Origin of the sequence: Nocardioides sp. CPCC 206347 (assembly GCF_048654605.1) — a bacterium.
Taxonomy (GTDB): Bacteria; Actinomycetota; Actinomycetes; order Propionibacteriales; family Nocardioidaceae; genus Nocardioides.
Map to the genome: position 1 here is coordinate 56,028 of NZ_JBMCYZ010000003.1, position 19,369 is coordinate 75,396.

20 protein-coding genes are annotated in these 19,369 nt (G+C 68.8%); 15 read left to right on the forward strand and 5 right to left on the reverse strand.

Annotated features, from left to right (window positions below; all coding sequences use genetic code 11):
- Positions 1–2 precede the first annotated feature (2 nt).
- Together ACOACQ_RS11895 and ACOACQ_RS11900 are read left to right on the forward strand one after the other, a co-directional pair.
- Positions 3–1,265: a cytochrome P450 gene (locus ACOACQ_RS11895; protein ID WP_378604166.1), complete on the forward strand. Its 1,263-nt coding sequence runs from the start codon at positions 3–5 to the stop codon at positions 1,263–1,265.
- 24 nt (positions 1,266–1,289) lie between these two features.
- Complete coding sequence (locus ACOACQ_RS11900) at positions 1,290–2,681, forward strand: aldehyde dehydrogenase family protein (RefSeq protein ID WP_378604169.1); 1,392 nt, start codon at positions 1,290–1,292, stop codon at positions 2,679–2,681.
- Between the two features lie 28 nt (positions 2,682–2,709).
- Here ACOACQ_RS11900 and ACOACQ_RS11905 read toward each other — a convergent pair whose 3' ends face one another.
- Positions 2,710–3,267: a TetR/AcrR family transcriptional regulator gene (locus ACOACQ_RS11905; RefSeq protein WP_378604173.1), complete on the reverse strand. Its 558-nt coding sequence runs from the start codon at positions 3,265–3,267 to the stop codon at positions 2,710–2,712.
- Between the two features lie 156 nt (positions 3,268–3,423).
- Between ACOACQ_RS11905 and ACOACQ_RS11910 the strand changes: the two genes are divergently transcribed.
- Together ACOACQ_RS11910 and ACOACQ_RS11915 are read left to right on the forward strand one after the other, a co-directional pair.
- Positions 3,424–3,828 (forward strand): SCP2 sterol-binding domain-containing protein, encoded by a 405-nt coding sequence (locus ACOACQ_RS11910; protein WP_378604176.1) that lies wholly within the window; start codon positions 3,424–3,426, stop codon positions 3,826–3,828.
- Between the two features lie 144 nt (positions 3,829–3,972).
- Positions 3,973–4,836, forward strand: a complete 864-nt coding sequence (locus ACOACQ_RS11915) for an SDR family oxidoreductase (RefSeq protein ID WP_378604179.1) — start codon at positions 3,973–3,975, stop codon at positions 4,834–4,836.
- A 9-nt stretch (positions 4,837–4,845) separates the two neighbouring features.
- Here ACOACQ_RS11915 and ACOACQ_RS11920 read toward each other — a convergent pair whose 3' ends face one another.
- From ACOACQ_RS11920 to ACOACQ_RS11935, 4 genes are read right to left on the reverse strand one after another with little or no spacing between them, the layout of a single operon-like run.
- Positions 4,846–5,838, reverse strand: a complete 993-nt coding sequence (locus ACOACQ_RS11920) for an MBL fold metallo-hydrolase (RefSeq protein ID WP_378604182.1) — start codon at positions 5,836–5,838, stop codon at positions 4,846–4,848.
- Positions 5,835–6,533: a nitroreductase gene (locus tag ACOACQ_RS11925; RefSeq protein ID WP_378604184.1), complete on the reverse strand. Its 699-nt coding sequence runs from the start codon at positions 6,531–6,533 to the stop codon at positions 5,835–5,837. The genes ACOACQ_RS11920 and ACOACQ_RS11925 overlap by 4 nt, the downstream gene beginning before the upstream one ends.
- Before the next feature lie 25 nt (positions 6,534–6,558).
- Positions 6,559–7,716, reverse strand: coding sequence for an acyl-CoA dehydrogenase family protein (locus ACOACQ_RS11930; protein ID WP_378604187.1), 1,158 nt, complete (start codon positions 7,714–7,716; stop codon positions 6,559–6,561).
- Between the two features lie 14 nt (positions 7,717–7,730).
- On the reverse strand, positions 7,731–8,882 hold the full coding sequence (locus tag ACOACQ_RS11935) for an acetyl-CoA C-acetyltransferase (protein ID WP_378604190.1): 1,152 nt from the start codon (positions 8,880–8,882) through the stop codon (positions 7,731–7,733).
- 91 nt (positions 8,883–8,973) lie between these two features.
- Between ACOACQ_RS11935 and ACOACQ_RS11940 the strand changes: the two genes are divergently transcribed.
- The 11 genes from ACOACQ_RS11940 to ACOACQ_RS11990 are packed head-to-tail and all read left to right on the forward strand — an operon-like array spanning position 8,974 to position 19,358.
- The gene (locus ACOACQ_RS11940) at positions 8,974–9,426 is read left to right on the forward strand and encodes a MaoC family dehydratase (protein ID WP_378604193.1); all 453 of its coding nucleotides are present in this window, start codon (positions 8,974–8,976) and stop codon (positions 9,424–9,426) included.
- Positions 9,423–10,172, forward strand: coding sequence for a 3-oxoacyl-ACP reductase FabG (gene fabG, locus ACOACQ_RS11945; RefSeq protein ID WP_378604196.1), 750 nt, complete (start codon positions 9,423–9,425; stop codon positions 10,170–10,172). The genes ACOACQ_RS11940 and fabG overlap by 4 nt, the downstream gene beginning before the upstream one ends.
- A complete protein-coding gene (locus tag ACOACQ_RS11950; protein ID WP_378604199.1) occupies positions 10,169–10,960 on the forward strand; it encodes an enoyl-CoA hydratase/isomerase family protein in 792 nt (263 codons plus the stop codon). The genes fabG and ACOACQ_RS11950 overlap by 4 nt, the downstream gene beginning before the upstream one ends.
- Positions 10,957–11,760, forward strand: a complete 804-nt coding sequence (locus ACOACQ_RS11955; RefSeq protein WP_378604201.1) for an enoyl-CoA hydratase/isomerase family protein — start codon at positions 10,957–10,959, stop codon at positions 11,758–11,760. Before ACOACQ_RS11950 ends, ACOACQ_RS11955 begins: the two co-directional genes overlap by 4 nt.
- On the forward strand, positions 11,757–12,557 hold the full coding sequence (locus ACOACQ_RS11960; RefSeq protein ID WP_378604203.1) for an enoyl-CoA hydratase/isomerase family protein: 801 nt from the start codon (positions 11,757–11,759) through the stop codon (positions 12,555–12,557). Before ACOACQ_RS11955 ends, ACOACQ_RS11960 begins: the two co-directional genes overlap by 4 nt.
- The gene (locus ACOACQ_RS11965) at positions 12,557–14,188 is read left to right on the forward strand and encodes a class I adenylate-forming enzyme family protein (protein WP_378604205.1); all 1,632 of its coding nucleotides are present in this window, start codon (positions 12,557–12,559) and stop codon (positions 14,186–14,188) included. The genes ACOACQ_RS11960 and ACOACQ_RS11965 overlap by 1 nt, the downstream gene beginning before the upstream one ends.
- A gap of 30 nt (positions 14,189–14,218) precedes the next feature.
- Complete coding sequence (locus ACOACQ_RS11970; RefSeq protein WP_378604208.1) at positions 14,219–16,003, forward strand: class I adenylate-forming enzyme family protein; 1,785 nt, start codon at positions 14,219–14,221, stop codon at positions 16,001–16,003.
- Complete coding sequence (locus ACOACQ_RS11975) at positions 16,000–17,307, forward strand: aromatic ring-hydroxylating oxygenase subunit alpha (protein ID WP_378604211.1); 1,308 nt, start codon at positions 16,000–16,002, stop codon at positions 17,305–17,307. The genes ACOACQ_RS11970 and ACOACQ_RS11975 overlap by 4 nt, the downstream gene beginning before the upstream one ends.
- Entirely contained in the window at positions 17,307–17,867 is a 561-nt protein-coding gene (locus ACOACQ_RS11980) for an aromatic-ring-hydroxylating dioxygenase subunit beta (RefSeq protein WP_378604214.1), read from the forward strand. Before ACOACQ_RS11975 ends, ACOACQ_RS11980 begins: the two co-directional genes overlap by 1 nt.
- Positions 17,868–17,877: 10 nt before the next feature.
- Positions 17,878–18,099, forward strand: coding sequence for a hypothetical protein (locus ACOACQ_RS11985; protein ID WP_378604217.1), 222 nt, complete (start codon positions 17,878–17,880; stop codon positions 18,097–18,099).
- Positions 18,096–19,358, forward strand: coding sequence for an acetyl-CoA hydrolase/transferase family protein (locus tag ACOACQ_RS11990; RefSeq protein WP_378604220.1), 1,263 nt, complete (start codon positions 18,096–18,098; stop codon positions 19,356–19,358). The genes ACOACQ_RS11985 and ACOACQ_RS11990 overlap by 4 nt, the downstream gene beginning before the upstream one ends.
- The last annotated feature ends 11 nt before the right edge of the window (positions 19,359–19,369 follow it).

The following is a 19,369-nucleotide window of genomic DNA, read 5'->3' on the forward strand; positions in this document are numbered from 1 at the left end:
ACATGACCATCACCGACGGCGGCGCTGCCCGCACCTTCCACCCCGACAGCATTTCCGAGCTGGCCTTCTGGGCCGGCACGGCCGAGGAGCGTGAGCTCACCTTCCAGAAGCTGCGCGCCGAGGCGCCGATCAGCTGGCACCGGCCCATCGAGGGCGCCCTCATCCCCTCGGAGAACGAGGGCGTCTGGGTGGTGACCAGCCACGCGCTGATCCAGGAGGTCAGCAAGAACACCCAGCTCTTCTGTTCTGGTCAGGGATTCCAGATGGAAGAGGTTCCCGAGGACGTCAATGAGGCGGCAGGCAGCTTCCTCGGCATGGACGCTCCGCGGCACCCGGTGCTGCGCCGATTGGTCAGCTCCGCCTTCACGCCCAAGCGGGTCAAGGCGATCGAGGACCAGATCAAGCGCCAGGCCCACGACATCGTGACCAACCTGCTCGAGCACCCCGAGGGTGACTTCGTCGAGATGGTCTCGAAGCGGCTGCCGATGTGGACCATCTACGAGATGGTCGGGCTGACCGACGTCGAGAAGCGGCTCGAGGCTGCCCACCATGCCGACGGCATGGTCTCCTGGGCGGACGAGGAGGTGGCCGCAGGTCGCGAGCCGGGCGAGGTCCTCAACGAGTCCCTCGTCGGACTGCTCATGATGGGGATGGAGCTGGCCGAGGAGCGCCGGAACAACCCGCAGGACGACCTGATGACCGGACTGGTCAACGCCGAGGTCGACGGGCAGAAGCTCACCGATGACGAGATCGGCGCGTTCTTCGTGCTCCTCTCGGTGGCGGGCAACGACACGACCCGCAACTCGATCAGCCTCACCATGCGGGCACTGCAGCAGTTCCCCGAGCAGAAGGCGCTGCTCCTGGAGGACTACGAGGGCCGCATCGGTACGGCGATCGAGGAGTTCGTCCGGTGGGCGTCCCCGGTGATGACCTTCCGTCGTACGGCGACGCAGGACACCGTGCTCGGCGGCCAGCAGATCAAGGCAGGAGACTGGATCGCGATGATCTACTCCTCGGGCAACCGGGACGAGAACGTCTTCGAGAACGCCGACGTCTTCGACATCCTGCGCGACCCCAACCCGCATGTCGGGTTCGGTGGCGGCGGGCCGCACTTCTGCATGGGCAACTTCGTCGCCAAGATCCAGCTGCGCGAGATCTTCGACAACCTCCTGCATCGCGCTCCGAACCTGGTGCTGGGCGAGCCGGAGTACCTCGTCGGCAACTTCGTCCGCGCCGTCAAGCGGATGCCCTACACCCTCAAATGATCCTGCAGTGATCGGAGAATCGCCATGACTGCCACCCCTTCCGTGAAGGGCAACACCGCCGAGCTCGATGCCCTCATGGGCCGGCTCCGCGCGACGTACGCGACCGGACGCACCCGCACCTACGAGTGGCGCAAGGCGCAGCTCGAAGGCCTGCTGCGGTTCTGCGCCGAGCGCGAGACCGACATCGCCGAGGCGCTGGCCGCCGACCTGGGCCGGAGCTCGTTCGAGGCATGGTTCGGCGACATCGCACCGCCCAAGGGTGAGGCTGAGCTGGCCATCAAGCACCTCAAGCGGTGGATGCGCCCGCAGCGTCGCCGGGTTCCGCTGACCCAGATGCCGGCGAGCGCACGCATCCAGTACGAGCCGCTCGGCGTGGCCCTGGTGATCGGCCCGTGGAACTACCCGGTCAACCTGTCGCTCGGCCCGATGGTCGCGGCACTCGCCGCTGGCAACTGCGTGGTCCTCAAGCCGTCAGAGGTTGCGCCAGCGACATCGCGCCTGATGGCTGAGGCGTTGCCCGAGTACCTGGACAAGGACGCCGTCGCGGTCGTCGAGGGCGACGGGGTCGTCACCCAGGCGCTCCTCGCGCTCGGCTTCGACCACGCCTTCTTCACGGGCGGCACCGAGATCGGTCGCAAGATCATGGCCGGAGCAGCGGACACCCTGACGCCGGTCATCCTCGAGCTCGGCGGCAAGAGCCCCGCGATCGTGACCGCCGACGCCGACCTCGATGTCGTCGCCCGCCGGATCGCCTGGGTCAAGCTGATGAACTCCGGCCAGACCTGCATCGCGCCCGACTACGTGCTCGTGCACGAGTCGGTCAAGGAGCAACTGGTCGCGAGGATCCGCGACACGATCGCGACCTTCACCGCCGACGAGGGTCCGAAGCGGATCGTCAACCAGCGCCAGTTCGACCGGTTGGCCGGATACCTGGCGAGCACCAAGGGCACGGTCGTCGCGGGTGGAGGCACGGACGCGAAGGCGCTCACCATCGAGCCGACGATCCTGGTCGATCCAGACCCCGACGAACCGGCCATGACCGAGGAGATCTTCGGTCCGATCCTCCCGGTGCGCAGCTTCGAGTCCATCGACGAGGTCATTGGCTTCGTCAACGCACGGCCCAAGCCGCTTGGCCTGTACGTGTTCAGCAAGGACCGTGCGATCGCTGACCGGATCGTCGAGCAGGTCCCTGCGGGTGGAGCCGTGGTGAACCACTGCGCGATCCACTACCTCATTCCGAGCCTGCCCTTCGGTGGCGTCGGAGCGAGCGGCATGGGTGCGTACCACGGCGAGTGGGGCTTCCAGGCCCTCAGTCACCGCAAGTCGGTGGCCGTGAAGGGCTTCCGGCCGGATCCGTCGCTGGTCTACCCGCCGTACGGCCCGAAGGCACGCGCGCTCATGCGCCGTTTGTTCTGAGCCCGATGTGGTCGGCCCTGGCCGCCGCTCAGGCGTCGGCCTGGGCGGCGGCCAGAACGCTTTGCAGCGACCAGAGCAGGTGCTCGTTGCCGTGCTCGGCGGAGATCATCTCGTAGCCGATCAGGGTGCTCAGGCCCCAGAGCGTGTACCTCTCGGCGCGCTCGGGGCCGACGATCTGCGTCATCGCCTCAAGGACCACCTGGTAGCGGCCTTCGTCGACCTTGCGCTGGACGATCGCCACCCGCTCGTCCGTGCCCGCCCAGACCCGGATGGCCGCCTCGCTCTGGTGCAGGAGCTCAGTGGTGGCGTCGGCGAGCTGCAGCAGACGGTCGACCGGGTCTTCGGTCTTGCTGACGATCTCGACGGTCTGCTGGGTGCGGTCGTGCAGCCAGGCGTCGAGCAGCGCGTCGGTGAAGTCCTGCCAGTTGTCGAACGAGTGGTAGAACGAGCCGGTCGTGACACCGAGCTTCTTGCACAGGGGGGCGAGCTTCAAGGCGCCGTAGCCATCGGTCGCCAGGATCTCGTTGGCGCCCTCGAACCAGGAAGCACGCAGTGCCTCGTTGCGGCGGACCGGACGTTCGGTCATCGGATTCTCCTCGACTGTCGACGGTCATCGTAGGTGGTTCCACAACGCCGCGGACCGGGTGGGGCGCAACGCTTTCACCATAACCTAACTTATGTTACGGTTGTTCCCGTGAAGGAGCGCACGCCGGGTGGCTCCCGAAGGGGAAGGGGCCCAGTGATGGCCTTCAAGGATGCGGACGAGGTTCGCCACTACATCGGCAGCGTGTTCCAGGCTGGGTTCGACGACCCCGAGATCGGGCCGAAGATGGAAGCGACCGGCATCGTCGTGAAGTTCGTCTTCTCCGACCCGGACACCGACCTGGTGATCGACATGGGCAAGCAGGAGATCGGCCCGGGTGAAGGCATGGCCGCCCCGGTGGCGACCATGCGCATGACGGCCGAGCTCGGCAGCGCCTACTGGCAGGGCAAGGTCAACCTGCCCCTCTCGATGGCGCGCGGCAAGATCAAGGTCGACGGCAACGTCGCGAGCCTGCTCAAGCTGGCCCCGCTCGGCAAGAAGCTCTTCCCGAAGTACGTCGCCACCCTGCAGGCGGCCGGTCGCGACGACCTCGTCGTCGTCTGACCCATCCAGCATCCTGCGGCCCGGTGGGGGAAACCCGGGCCGCAGGATTTCCATTTTTCGACCCTGCCCGCGGTGGCGGACGGGCTGCCGTTCCAGTATTCTTAATCTGTATTCAAAAATGAATCGTAACCCGAGGGGTGGACAGTGGCAGGAGTGGAAGGCCGGGTCGTCATCGTGACCGGCGCAGGCGGCGGACTCGGGCGCGAGTACGCGCTCTTCCTGGCGAGCGTGGGGGCGAAGGTCGTGGTCAATGACCTCGGTGGCTCCCGGGACGGCAGTGGCGCCGGTACGACGATGGCCGACGTCGTGGTCGAGGAGATCCGTTCCGCCGGCGGCGAGGCCGTCGCCAACTACGACAGCGTCGCCACCGAGGAGGGTGCTGCGGCCATCGTCGCCACCGCCATCGACGCCTTCGGCGCCGTGCACGGCCTGGTCAACAACGCCGGGATCCTGCGCGACACGTCGTTCTCGAAGATGGACACCGATGCCTGGAAGCTCGTGCAGGCGGTGCACCTCGATGGCGGCTACTTCATGAGCAAGGCCGTGTGGCCGTACTTCCGGGAGCAGGGCTTCGGCCGGATCGTGATGGCGACCTCCACCAGTGGCCTGTTCGGCAACTTCGGCCAGGCCAACTACGGCGCCGCGAAGGCGGGACTGGTCGGTCTGCTCAACACGCTCGCGATCGAGGGCGCCCGCGACGGAATCCACGTCAACGCGATCGCCCCCATGGCCGCCACGCGGATGACCGCGGACATTGCGCCGCAAGAGCTGCTCGACAAGCTCCCGCCGTCGTACGTCTCGCCGGTGGTGGCCTACCTGCTCACCGAGGAGTCCACTGACACCGGCGCGGTCTTCGTGGCCGGAGGCGGGCAGGTCTATCGGGTCGCCCAGTTCCAGAACAAGGGCGCAGTCTTCACCGAGCCGCCCACGCTGCGTGAGGTGTCCGAGCGGTGGAGCGACATCGCCGACCTCGACGACGTGACGGTGGGCAAGAACCCCGTCGGCTGACCCGGCCGGTCAGGCCACGGTGTGGTGCTCGACGCCGGAGTTCGCCTCAAGGGTGACGTGGCCGTCTTGTCGCAGCACCGTCAGGTGGGCGGCGACCTCGAGCACGGCGGTCATCCGGTGGATGAGTTCCAGCTCCTCGAGGCGGCGCTCGCGTCGGGTCCACGTCATCGCGGCGGCGATGTCGTGCGCGGTCGAGTGACCACGGTCGACCAGGTCGCGGATGACGTCGAGTCGCTCGTCGTGGTGGGTGATCAGTTCCTTGGCGCGGAGCGCCGCACTGTCGCCGATGGCGCCGTGCGCGGGGAGCAGGCGGGCCTCGGAGAGGTCGGCGACCAGCCGCAACGAGCCGAGGTACGACGTCAGGGAGTCCGCGGACGGTTCGCGCTCGTAGGCGATCGATGGCGTGATCCGCGGCAGGACGTGGTCGCCGCTCAGCAGCAGGTCCTCGCCGACGATCTCGAAGCAGACGTGGCCGCGCGTGTGCCCCGGGGTGGCCAGGGCGCGGACCGTGAGGCCACCGAGATCGAACCCGTCGCCGTCGTCGATCCAGCCCGCGGGCAGGTCGAAGGCCATGTCCTGCTCGTGCACCTCGGCCGGCATGGCCAGGACCTCTGCGGCCATCGCTGCCGCTCCGGCCTGCCGGAGCAGGTCGACCTGACGGGGGAACGCGCCCTCGAGGGTGTGCCAGGCGTTGATGCTGGGTTCGTCGCCACGGCCGAGGTGGACGGGGATCCCGTGCCTGCGTTGCCAGGTGATCGCCTGCGTGTAGTGGTCCCAGTGGTGGTGGGTCGTCAGGACGCGGCCGATGTCCGCGCGCGCAAGGCCGAGCTCCGCCAAGGCGTCGAGCAGGGCCCGCTCGGACTCAGGAGACGCCCAGCCGGGGTCGACCAGCACCGTCTCCTGATCACCCCGCAGGACGTAGCAGTTGACGCTGGTGAGCCCCTCCAGTGGCAGCGGCAGATCGATCGCAGTGACCCGCTCGGTGATGCGAGTCAGTGTCATGGCAGGCCAGTGACGGCCATGTCCACGTCGGCTCGCGCGGTGCGGAAGGTGTTGGCCGCGTGGTCCGGGTCGGCGTACCCGAGCGAGACCGCGCAGACGACCGACCGGTCCTCCGGGATGCCGAGCTCGGAGCGAACGACGTCGGCGTACATCGCGATGGCCGCCTGGGCGATCGCGTTGATGCCGAGCGACTCGGCCGCCGTGAGCAACGTGGCGACGTAGCCGCCACAGTCCATGACGCCGTACGTGCCGAGCGCCTTCGGACTGGTGATGATGGCGACGTGCGGTGCACCGAAGAACCGGAAGTTCTCCAGCATCTGCATCAGGCGTCCGGTCTGGTCCTCACGTGCGATGCCGAGTGCGTTGTAGAGCTCGAATCCGCAGGCCCGGCGGCGGTCCTGGTAGACCCCCTCGTAGCGCTCGGGCCCCGGAATGTCCGGTGACTCGGCGGAAACGGGGACGTGGGCGAGCAGTCGCTCGGACAGTGCGGTCACGGCGTCGCCGTCGAGGAGCTCGACCTGCCAGGCCTGCGAGTTGCACCACGAAGCCGTGCGCTGGGCCATCGTGAAGAGGCGGCGCAGGTCGGTGGGGTCGACGGTTTGCGGAAGGAATCCGCGGCAGCTGTAGCGGGAGGAGAGGACCACTTCGAGTGTGTCGGCGGTCGTGGTGTCGGCGGTCGTGGTGTCGGTGGTCATCAGGTCCTCAGGGTATCGAGGGTTGTCAGCGACCACCGGCGATGTCGCGGCCGATGATCTCCTTCATGATCTCGGTGGTTCCGCCGTAGATGGTCTGGATCCGGGTGTCGATGTAGGCCTTGCCGACGGCGTACTCACGCATGAATCCGTAGCCACCGTGGAGCTGGAGGCAGCGGTCGATGACGCGCTTCTGCAGCTCGCTGACGTACCACTTGCCCTTGGCGGCCTCGACCGGCGTGAGCGTGCCCGCGTTGAAGGCGAGCACCGACGCGTCGACGTACGCCTGCGCGACGTCGAGCTCGGTGTCCATCTCGGCCAGCTCGAAGCGGGTGTTCTGGAAGTCGATCAGCCGCTTGCCGAAGGCCGTGCGGTCCTTGAGGTAGGCGATCGTCTGGTCGAGCGTCGCCCGCGCCGTGGTGATCGACTGGTTGGCGACGCCGAGGCGCTCGCGGGGCAGGTGGCTCATCAGGTACTTCAGGCCCTGGCCCTCCTCGCCCAGCAGGTTCTCCACCGGCACGCGGGCGTCGGTGAAGAACAACTCGGCCGTGTCCTGCGCGGGCAGCCCGATCTTGTCGAGCTTGCGGCCACGCTCGAACCCGGGCGTCTTGTCCGCCTCCACCATCAGGAGGCTGAAGCCGTTGGAGCCACCTTCGGGGTCGGTCCGGACCGCGAGCACGATCAGGTCGGCCATGATGCCGCTGGAGATGAACGTCTTCTGGCCGTTGACGACGAAGTGGTCGCCGTCGCGGCGAGCCGAGGTGCGGATGCCCTGGAGGTCGCTGCCCGTGCCGGGCTCGGTCATGGCCAGCGCGCCGATCAGGTCGCCGGCGGCGAAGCCGGGGAGCCAGCGCTTCTTCTGCTCGTCGTCGGCGCGGCCCAGCAGGTAGGCGAGGAAGAGATCGTCCTGCAGGCCCAGCGTGACGCTGAACGAGATCGCGTTGGCGCGGGCGACCTCCTCGCCGACGACCAGGCGGTAGCGGTAGTCGCTGACCCCGCTGCCGCCGTACTCCTCGGGGATCTGGAGGCCGTAGAGGCCGGCTTCGGCCGCCGCCTTGAAGACCTCGCGCGGGATCCAGCGTTCGTCGTCCCACTGGTCCTTGTGCGGGATCACCTCGCGGGCGAGGAACTCCCGCACGGTGGCGCGATAGGACTCGTGGTCCTCGTTGAAGAGGGTGCGTTCCATCGTCCTGCCCGCTCTCAGAGACGCTCGATGATGGTGACGTTGGCCTGGCCGCCGCCCTCGCACATGGTCTGCAGGCCGTAACGGCCGCCGGTGCGCTCGAGCTCGTGCAGCATCGAGACCATCAGCCGGGCGCCGGTGGCGCCGATCGGGTGGCCGAGGGCGATCGCGCCACCGTTGGGGTTGACCTTGGCCGGGTCGGCGTTGAGCTCGTGGTTCCACGCGAGGACGACCGGGGCGAATGCCTCGTTGATCTCGACGACGTCGATGTCGTCGATGGTCAGGCCGGCCTTCTTCAGGGCGTACTGCGTCGCCGCGATCGGCGCGGACAGCATCATCACCGGGTCGTCGCCGCGCACCGAGGCGTGGTGGATCCGGGCCCGCGGCGTGAGGCCGTGTTCCTTGACTGCCGCGTCGGAAGCGATGAGGAGGGCAGCCGAGGCGTCGGAGATCTGGGACGCGACACCGGCGGTCAGGACGCCGTCCGGGACCAGGGTCTGGAGGGTCGCCATCTTCTCGCGCGTGGTGTCGCGGCGCGGGCCCTCGTCGGTGGTGACGCCGGCGAACGCGGCGATCTCCTTGTCGAAGTAGCCCGCGTCGATCGCGGCCAGCGCGCGCTGGTGGCTCTGGAAGGCCCACTCCTCACAGTCGTCGCGGGTGAGCTTCCAGTGGGCGGCCATCATCTCGGCGCCGCGGAACTGGGAGATCTCCTCGCCGGGGTAGCGCGCCTGCCAGCCCTGGTTGTCGGTCCACGGGTCGATGGATCCGTAGGGCTCTCCTGCAGCGAAGGCGCAGAGGATCGGGAACTGGCTCATCTTCTGGACGCCGCCGGCGATGACGAGGTCCTGCATCCCGCTCTTGACGCCCATGGCGGCAAAGCTCACCGCCTGCTGCGCGGAACCGCACTGGCGGTCGATCGTCACGCCGGGCACGGTCTCGGGGAAGCCAGCCGCGAGGGCGGAAGTACGGGCGATGTCGCCGGCCTGGGCGCCGATGTTGTCGAGGCAGCCGAGGACGACGTCCTCGACGGCCGCCGGGTCGACTCCGGCGCGCGCGACGAGCTCCTTGAGCGAGTGCGCGGCGAGGTCGGCGGGGTGGACGTCGGCGAATCCGCCCTTGCGTCGCCCAACGGGCGTGCGCACGGCTTCGACGATGTAGGCCTCGGACATGGATTCCTCCTGTGTTGACGTTCTTGAATCCAGACTATAATTTAGTTTGGATTCAAAATCTATGGTTGACCGAGCGAGACAGGACACACAGGTGAAGGTGTACGACGGCGTGACGGGCTTCGCGAACGCAGAGGGCGACGTGCTGGGAACGTCGGACTGGCTGGAGATCGACCAGGCACGGATCGACAGGTTCGCCGACGCCACCGACGACCACCAGTGGATCCACGTCGACGCCGAGCGGGCCGCGGAGGGACCGTTCGGGGCGACCATCGCCCACGGCTTCCTCACGCTCTCCCTGCTCCCGCCCCTGCTCAACCAGCTCTATCGGGTCGACAACGTCCGGATGGCGGTGAACTACGGCCTCGACAAGGTGCGCTTCATGGCTCCGGTCCCCGTCGGGAGCAGGATCCGGTTGAACGCGAAGGTGCTCGCGGTGACGCCGCTCGACGGTGCCGTGCAGGCCACGTTCGAGAGCACCTTCGAGATCGAGGGCACCCAGAAGCCTGCGGCCGTCGTCCACTCGATCGTGCGGTACATCGCATGACCGCCCAGGGAAGCGGCCTGCTCGAGGGTCGGACCGCGATCGTCACGGGTGCCGCCCAGGGGATCGGGCTGGCCATCGCGACCACACTGGCCGGACACGGGGCGCGGGTCACCATCGCGGACCTGGATGGCGCGAAGGCCGAAGCTGCCGCTGCTGGCATCGGGCCTGCTGCGCGCGGCGTGGCCTGTGACGTCACCTCGGAGGAGAGCGTCGCTGAGCTCGTCGCCGGCGCCGTCGCGGCGTACGGCGGCCTCGACGTGATCGTCAACAACGCCGGCATCACCCGCGACGCGTCCCTGAAGAAGATGACGCTCGAGAGCTTCCAGGCCGTCATCACCGTGCACCTGCAGGGCACCTGGCTCGGGATCCGCGCCGCCAGCGAGGTGATGCGCGAGGCGAAGCGCGGCAGCATCATCAACATCTCGTCGATGTCGGGCAAGAGCGGCAACCCGGGCCAGACCAACTACAGCGCGGCGAAGGCCGGGATCGTCGGCATGACCAAGGCGGCAGCCAAGGAGCTGGCCCACCACGGCGTCCGCGTCAACGCGATCCAGCCCGGCCTGATCCGCACGCCGATGACCGAGGCGATGACGCCGGAGGCGTACGCCGCGACCGAGGCGACCATCCCGATGCGTCGTGCCGGCGAACCCGAGGAGATCGCCAACGTGGTCGCCTTCCTTGCCTCCGACCTCTCCAGCTACATGACCGGCGCGGTCCTCGAGGTCTCCGGCGGGAGAGGCATGTGACAGCCGCGACCGGGACGCCGCCCGTGCGGCTCGAGATCGCGGACGGGATCGCGCGGATCACGCTCGATCGACCCGACGCGATGAACGCCGTGACCACGGCACTCGCAGTTGCGCTGCAGCAGGCCATCCGCGTCGCCGGGGAGGACCCGTCGGTCAACGTGGTCGTGATCCGCGGTGCCGGCGCCAACTTCTGTGCCGGCGGCGACTTTGCCGAGGTGCAGCGACTGCGCGACGAAGGACCTGAAGCGCTGCGCAGCCTCTTCGAGGCGTTCCGGGGTGCCTGCGAGGCCGTCTCCGCGATCGCGCAGCCGGTGATCGCTGTCGTGGAGGGCATCGCGATGGCTGGCGGCTTCGAGCTGATGCAGGCCTGCGACGTCGTCCTGGTGCGCGACGACGCCCGGATCAGCGACAACCACGTCAACTTCGGCATGGTGCCTGGAGGCGGCGGATCGCAGCGGCTTCCGCGCATCGTCGGCACCCAGCGTGCGCTCGGCCTGCTGCTGTCCGGCGACCGGCTGACCGGCGTCGACGCCGTCGAGTGGGGCCTCGCCTACCGGTCCTTCCCTGCGGAGGCGTTCGACACCGAGGTGGAGCAGTTCGTGGGTCGCCTCGCAGCGCGCCGGCCGGACGCCGTACGCACCATCAAGGGGCTGGTCCGCGAGGGTCTCGCCACTGATCTGGCGGCAGGGCTCGACCTCGAGCTCGAAGCCGTCGTGTCCCACATCGCCGGCGACGCCGGTGGTGCCAGCGTGTCGGCCTTCGCCGGCCGGAAGGAAGGCCCCTCGTGACCTCGCTCGTCTCCGAAGGCCCGGTGCTCCTCGACATCGCCGACGGCATCGCCCGGATCCGGCTCAACCGGCCGGAGTCGGCCAATGCGGTCGACGCCGATCTCCTGCGCGTCCTGCACGAGGTCGTGCTGCGGTGCCACGCCGAGCCGTCCGTGCGGGTCGTGATCCTCAGCGGTGAGGGCCGCAACTTCTGTGCCGGTGGCGACGTCAAGACCTTCGCCAGCAAGGGCGAGGACCTTCCCGACTACCTCCGGGAGGCGACCGCCTGGCTGCAGCTCGCCACGGCTGCGCTGATCCAGCTCAAGGCGCCGGTCATCGCGCAGGTGCAGGGATTCGCAGCCGGTGGAGCGGGTTTCGGGTTCGTCTGCGCCGCCGACCTGGTCGTCGCTGCCGAGGGCGCGAAGTTCTTCTCCGGTGCGGTCCGTGTCGGGATGGCGCCCGATGGCGGTACGACGGTCACCCTGGCCAGGATCGTCGGCCTCCGCCGGGCCATGGACATCCTGTTGACCAACCCCACGCTGGGCGCGGCCGAGGCGCGTGACATCGGAATCGTCTCGCGGGTGGTGCCTGACGCCGAGCTCGCTGCCGCTGTGGACCAGCTCGCTGCCGAGCTCGCCGCGCAGCCGCCGCTCGGGCTGTCCGCGACCAAGCGCCTGGTGTGGGACGGGCTCGGGTCCACCGTCGCAGAGCGGCTTCCGGAGGAGGCCCGCGTCGTCTCCGAGCTGTCCGGCACCGCCGACAGCCGCGAGGCGCTCGCCGCCGTGATCGAGCGTCGGACCGGCACCTACGAGGGACGATGAGCGTCGTCGAGGACAACCCGGTCCTGGTCGAGGACCGCGGCGCCGTCCGCATCATCACCCTCAACCGGCCGCACCTGAAGAACGCCGTCAACCTGCCGCTGCGCTACGCGCTGGCCGAGGCGATCGAGGCCGCTGACGCTGATGCCGGAGTCCGGGCGATCGTGCTCACCGGCGCTGGCGGCGCGTTCTGCTCCGGAGGCGACGTGTCCACGATGGAGCGGCAGCCACGCCACGAGACGACCCCTCGGGCACAGGCCGCCCAGCGGATCATCCGGGCCCTGTGGCACACGCCCAAGCCCGTCGTCGCTGCCGTGGAGGGCCCTGCGTTCGGGGCCGGCGTCGCCCTGGCACTGGCCTGCGATCGCGTGGTGTCGGCGAGCGACGCCACTTTCGCCACGACCTTCACCGGCGTCGGACTGGCCGGCGACATGGGCGTGTTCGCCTCCCTGCCCGCCCGGGTCGGGGCACCGCGCGCCCGGCAGATGCTGATGATGGGATCGCGGATCAAGGGCGTCGAGGCCGGCGTCATCGGCCTCGTCGATCGGGTCGTGGAGCCGGGCAAGGCACTGGACGCCGCCCTCGAGGACGCAGCGGTGCTCGCCGTCGGCCCGCCCCTGGCGCTCGGGGTGATCAAGCAGATGCTCTCCGGGGAGCCGCGCCACCCGCTCGCCGTGCTCGACCTCGAGGTCCGCAACCAGACCATGCTCTGGGACAGCGACGACTTCGCCGAGGGCGTGGCCGCATTCGCCGAGAAGCGTCGCCCGGTCTTCGGTGCCACGTCCTCCCAGGAGAACTGATGTCGCTCATCACGACGTCCTACCTGCCGGCCGACACGAGCGTCGAGCTCAGCGACCTCACGGTCCCCGCCCTGCTTGCGGACTGTGCGGCGGCGTACCCCGCTCGGCTGGCCCTGGTCGGCTCTCGACACGGCGACGGTCTCGAGGTCCGTCTGACCTACGCCGAGCTCTACGACGACGCGCAGCGGATCGCGACGGCTCTTCGACGGGTCGCACGCCCCGGCGACCACGTCGCACTGTGGGCCCCCAATGTCGTGGAGTGGGTGCTGATCCAGCATGGCGCGGCGTTGGCGGGTGTCGTCCTGGTGGCGTTGAACCCGGTGCTGCGCGTGCCTGAGCTCGCCTACGCCGTCGACCACTCGGGCTGCACCGTGCTCCTGCACGCTGACCGCAGTCGTGACTACGACATGGCGGCCGTGGCGCGCGAGGTGGCCTCCGATCGCCCGCACCTGCGACTGATCAGCCTCGCCGACGGCGACCAGTGGCGCGCCGACGCGATCGACCCGACGGTCGTTGCCGAGGCGCCGTCGGACCCCGATCTTCCGGTGATGCTGCAGTACACCTCGGGTACCACCGGCAACCCCAAGGGCGTACTGCTGCGACACCGTTCCCTGGTCAACGTCGCGAAGCTGACCATGGAGTACGTCGACATGCCGGCCGGTGCGGTGACGATCAACCCGTTGCCGATGTTCCACACCGCGGCCTGTGTCATCGGCACCCTGGGACCGCTGTGGCTCGGTGGCACCGAGGTGCTGGTCGAGCAGTTCGCGCCCGCACCGGTGCTGGAGACCATGCGTCGCGAGAACGTCGACGTGCTCTTCTTCGTGCCGGCGGTCCTTGGCGCGCTGGTCGAGGCGCAGCGTGCTTCGGATCAGCCGGCGCCCCGGCTGAAGGTCGCCCTCGGTGGAGCAGCGAACGTGCCCGCAGTGTTGATCGAGGCGACTGAACAGATCTTCGGCGCGGCCGTGACGAATGTCTTCGGCCAGACCGAGCTGGCGCCTGTGCTCACGGCCACCCGTCCCGGTGACACGCGCGAGGACAAGCTCGTGACAGTGGGCCACCCGTTACCTCGCGTGGACGTGAAGGTCGTCGACCCGGTCACCGGGGCCGTGCAGCCGTTGGGGGAGCCCGGAGAGATCTGCGCCCGTGGCTACCAGCAGCTGATCGAGTACCTCCATGACCCCGCCGCCACTGCGGCGACGGTGGATGCTGACGGGTTCGTGCACACGGGCGACCTGGGCGCGATGGACGAACGCGGTTACATCACGCTCACCGGACGGCTCAAGGAGCTGATCATCCGTGGCGGCGAGAACATCGCGCCTGCTGGTGTCGAGTCCTGCCTGGCCGAGCATCCGGCGGTCCTCGATGCCACCGTCTTCGGGCTGCCCGACGAGCGCATGGGCGAGATCGTCGCTGCGGCGGTCCACCTGCGGGACGCGCGTCTGGAGGAGGACCCGGCAGCGCTGGTGGCCGCGCTCGTCGCGCACTGTCGCGAGCGCTTGTCGCCGTACAAGGTGCCGACGCGGTGGTTCGTGGCCGGCGAGCTGCCGGCGACACCGACCGGGAAGGTCCAGAAGTTCAGGCTTCCCGACCTGATCGGGACCCGGGCGTTGCGCGAGGTCATCTCTTAATCTAATCTAGATTAAAGAACGGAGGACATCATGACTCTCTCGAACACCGGCACCATCAACGAACGTCGTGCAGCCCTGGGTGAGCGGTTCAGCGAGTGGACCCCGCGGACCCTCGACGCGTGGCTCGACGTCTGTGCCGAGGAGTACCCCGAGCGGGACTTCGTGGTCACCGACGAACGTGTCCTCAGCTACGCCGACGTGGCCGCCGAATCGCGCCGACTGGCTGACGGGCTGACCGTTCTCGGTGTCCGCCGGGGTGACCGGGTAGGCCTGTTGATGGCCAACTACGCCGAGTTCGTGACCTGGAAGTTCGCGATCGCGCGGGCCGGAGCCGTCGCGATTCCGTTCAACTTCCTCTACCGCACCGACGAGCTGCGCTACGTCCTGAAGCAGTCGGACTGCAAGGTCCTGGTCACCAATGCCGGGTATCGAACGGGTAGCGGGCACCTCGACCACGCCGGCATGCTCGACGAGATCGTGCCCGGCTGGGACACCCCTGACTTCCCTGATCGCCCGATGGTCGGAGGAAGCGCGCCCGATGGGCTGCGCCACGTGGTTCTCGTGGAGCGCCCCGAGCTCCCCGTCCGTCCCGGAGCGTTCACGGCGACCACGCTGGTCCAGATCGCTCTTGAGAACGAGGGCGCGTCTGCCGGTGCCGGCCACCACCCGGACGACGTCTCCGACCTGCTCTACACCTCGGGCAGCACCGGCTCGCCGAAGGGCGTCCAGGTCACCCACGACGCCGTCCTGCGCACCGGTTACGCGTCTGCGCTGACCCGTGCCTACGAGGACGGCCGGCGGATCCTCTTCTCACTGCCCTGCTACCACATGTTCGGCTACGTCGAGGGCCTGTTGTCGGCGACGTACGTCGGCGGCGCGATCATCATGCTGCCGTCCTTCAGTGCCGAGGCCTACCTCACCGCGATCGAGAAGCACCGCGCCACCGACATGCTCTGTGTGCCGACGATGGCGGTTGCCCTGGTCGAGTCGCCGCTCCGGACCGGTGCCGACCTGTCCAGCCTGACCGCGATCCTCTGCGGCTCCGCGCCGGCGCCGGTCTGGTTGTGGGAACAGGTCGAGCGCGAATTCGGCGTCAGCGAGATCGTCACCGGCTACGGCATGACCGAGTGCGGCGGTGCGATGACACTCACCCTTCCCGAGGACGACCTGGTGCTGACCTCCACCACCGTCGGGCGGCCGAAGCTGGCGGGCTCCGCCGGCGTGGCGAGCCACGGCACGCTGTGCGTCTACCGCACCGTGGATCCGACCTCCGGCGACGTGCTGCCCGAGGGTGCCGTCGGTGAGCTGACGTCCTCGGGACCGACGACGATGCTCGGCTACTTCGCCAAGCCCGAGGAGACCGCCGCAGCGCTGCATTCCTCGGCTGACGGCACCACCTGGCTGCACTCCGGAGACCTCGGCCAGGTGCGGGAGGACGGCTACCTCGTCCTCACCGGCCGGAGCAAGGAGGTCTACAAGTCCGGTGGCGAACTGGTCATGCCCAAGGAGGTCGAGGAGGTCCTCGGCGCGCACCCCGCCATCAGCCAGGTCTACGCCGTCGGAGTGCTGGACGACCGTTGGGGTGAGATCGGCTGCGCCGTCATCGTCCGGGCGCCCGGTGCCGAGGGCGACGCACTCACTGCGGAAGACGTCATCGCCCACGCCCGCGAGCACCTCGCCCGGTTCAAGGTCCCCAAGCGCGTCGAGTTCCTCGACGCCACTCAGCTGCCCACGACTGCGACCGGCAAGGTCCAGAAGTTCCGGCTCGTCGAACTGGTCGCCCAGTCCGTCCCGCCCCAAGGAGAGAAGTCATGACCGCTGTGGTCCCGTCCCCTTCCCCTTCCGATGTCGATGTCGAGGCCGAGGTCCAGGAAGGCGGCAGCCGTTACGACCGGCTGATCCAGCCCGCCCGGGTGCACGGCACGCTCTACACCGACCCGTCGATCTTTGCCGAGGAGCTGCGCAAGATCTGGCACAAGACCTGGGTCTTCGTCGGTCACGAGAGCGAGGTCCCGCAGCCCAACGACTACGTGCGCAAGCAGCTCGCTGACCAGGACGTCGTGATGACCCGCGACAAGGAAGGTGAGGTGCACCTGCTGATCAACCGGTGCGCCCACCGTGGCCTCCAGGTCTGCGACGACAAGTCCGGCAACTCCAGCTCGTTCCGTTGCCCCTACCACGGCTGGACCTACCGGAACACCGGTGAGCTGTTGGGTTACCCCTACAACAAGGGGTACGGCGGCAAGAAGCAGCTGCCGCTGGGCATGGGCAAGGTGGCGCGCGTCGCGTCGTACCAGGGCTTCGTCTTCGGCAGCATGGCCGAGGAGGGCCCCAGCCTCGACGAGCACCTCGGCGCGGCCAAGGGTGAGATCGACCGCCTGGTCGGCCTGGCGCCTGACGGCAAGGTGTCGCTCGACGCCGGATGGCTGCGGCACAAGACCCGGTCGAACTGGAAGTTCCTCGCCGAGAACGAGACCGACGGCTACCACCCGCAGTTCGTCCATGGGTCGATCTTCGGTGTGACGGGCAGCCCGATCGGCGCCCTGTACAGCGACAACTCGACGGCGGTCACCCGCAACCTGGGCAACGGGCACAGCGAGAACGACCTGCGCCCGGAGTTCCGCGGCTTCGCCGAGCCGATGCGCTGGTTCGGCACGACCCCCGAGCGGGTGCCGAACTACGTCGACGCGATGAACGAGACCTACGGCGACGACGCCGAGCGCCGGATGATCGAGGGCGCACCGCACGTCATGATCTTCCCGAACCTGTTCATCGCCGAGATCCAGGTCTTCAACATCCAGCCCGTCGCGGTCGGCGAGTGCGTGCAGTACGCCACCGCCGTGCAGTTCGACGGTGGTCACGAGCTCAACCAGCGGATGGTGTCGCAGTCCATCGGCTCGGTCGGCCCCGCGGGCATGCTGCTGGCCGACGACACCGAGATGTACGAGCGGAACCAGCGCGGGGTCGAGATGGCGGATCCCGAATGGCTCGACGTGCGTCGCGGACTGCTGCGCGAGAGCCTCGACGAGAACGGCTTCACGATCGGGTCCGCGACCGACGAGACCGGCATGCGCGGGTTCTGGAACCACTACAAGTCGCTGATGGAGGCCGAGGACTGATGACGCAGTTGACGACGGAGCAGGGGCTGCCGCCGCGCCCCGACACGGGCACCGAGCTGCTCGAGATCCCGGACGGGTGGGAGGCCCGGGAGGTCGAGCAGTTCCTGTATCGCGAAGCGCGGCTCGCCGACGAGAACGACTACGACGGCTGGGAGGCGCTGTGGACCGATGACGCCATCTACTGGGTGCCGGTGGATGGCGAGGGAGACCACCCCCGGGCGACCGTGTCGATCATCTTCGACAACCGCAACCGCATCTCCACCCGGATGAAGCAGGTCAAGACCGGCAAGCGCTACGCGCAGGCACCGCCGTCCAACCTGCGCCGGATCATCGGCAACGTCGAGCTCATCGGCGGCCGGGCCAACTCCGACGGTGGCGTCGACCTCGAGATCAGCGCGAACGTGCTGGCCTTCGAGTCGCGTCCGCGGGGCAACACCTTGTGGGGCGGTCGTACGACGTACCGCCTGCGTCGCGTGGACGGGCAGATCCGGCTCGTCTACAAGAAGGTCGTCCTGGTCGACAACGAGCAGGCCGTCCCCACTCTCGGCTTCCTGATCTGAGGCGCGTGCCATGACCGAGATCCACCCTGCCGGCGAGATCATCGAGAGCGAGTTCGCCTCGGTGGCCGTCAGGCTCGACAAGGAAGGGAACTCCGTCCGGCTGCGGGTGGAGGACCTGCGCACCGGACGGGTCCGCTTCCTCGACGCGCTGGAGCTGGAGTCCCTGGTCTGGCTGGCCGAGGGGCACCTGGCCCAGCTGCTCGATCCATCGCATGAACGGTGGCGCGGGTGAGCGGACTCGCCTCCACGATCGACCTGACCGGGCTGATCCGGCCCGGTGACACGATCACGTGGGGTCAGACCTGCGCGGAGCCGACGACACTGGTGGAGGAGCTGGTGCGGCAGGCCGACCGGATCGGAGACCTCCGCTGCTTCGTCGGCATCCCGGCGCAGAGTGCGCTGACCTCCGAGACCGTCCCGGACGCGCTGACCGTCCACTCCTACTGCGGTGCCGGGACCAATGCCCGGCTGCACGCCGCGGAGCGGCTCGAGATCTGGCCTGTGCACTACTCAACGCTTCCGAACCTGCTGTCCGGAGGCGACTTCCACTGCGACGTCGTGTTCGTCCAGGTCTCAGCGCCCGACGACAACGGGCGGCACAGCCTGGGGCTCGCGGACGACTACTTCTCGGCCGCGCTCGACACCGCGCGAACGGTGATCGCGGAGATCAACGACCAGGTGCCCTTCACGTACGGCGCCCGCACGCTGAGGGCCGACCAGTGGACCGCGGCGATCCATACGTCCCGGCCGCCGGGAGAGCTGCCGATGCCTGAGGTGGGTGACGACACCCGTGTAGTGGCCCGTCGGGTGGCGCAGCTCGTTCCGGACGGCGCCACCCTCCAGTTCGGCATCGGGGCGCTGCCGGAGGCGGTGCTCGCCGAGCTCCACGGCCACCGCGATCTCGGCATCCACTCCGGGATCATCAATGACACCGCCATGCGGCTGGTCGAGGCGGGCGTGGCCAACGGATCCCGCAAGACCAACGACGCCGGAGTTGCCGTGGGTGGACTCTTCGGCGGCACCCACGAGCTGTTCCGCTGGGCCCACCGCAACCCGGCCGTCCAGCTGCGGCCGACGTCGTACACCCATGACCCCGCCGTCCTGGCCTCCTCCCACCAGCTCGTCGCGATCAACGCGGCCATCGAGGTGGACCTGACGGGCCAGGTCAACGCCGAGCTCGCCGGGGGCCGGTACGTCGGCGCTGTCGGTGGCGCCGTCGACTTCCTCCGTGGGGCTGACCGGTCCGCCGGAGGCATCCCGATCGTGGCACTGCCGTCCCTCGCCCGCGGGCAGAGCCGGATCGTCAGCCGGCTGTCCGGACCGGTCTCCACGCCCCGGTCCGAAGGCATCGTCGTGGTCACCGACCACGGCATCGCGGACCTCCGCGGTGCCACTCTGAGCCAGCGGGTCGAGCGGATGATCGCCGTCGCCGACCCGGCCCACCGAGCAGAGCTCGATGCCCGCGCCGACAGCGTGCTGGCATCGGCCTAGGAGCAGCAACC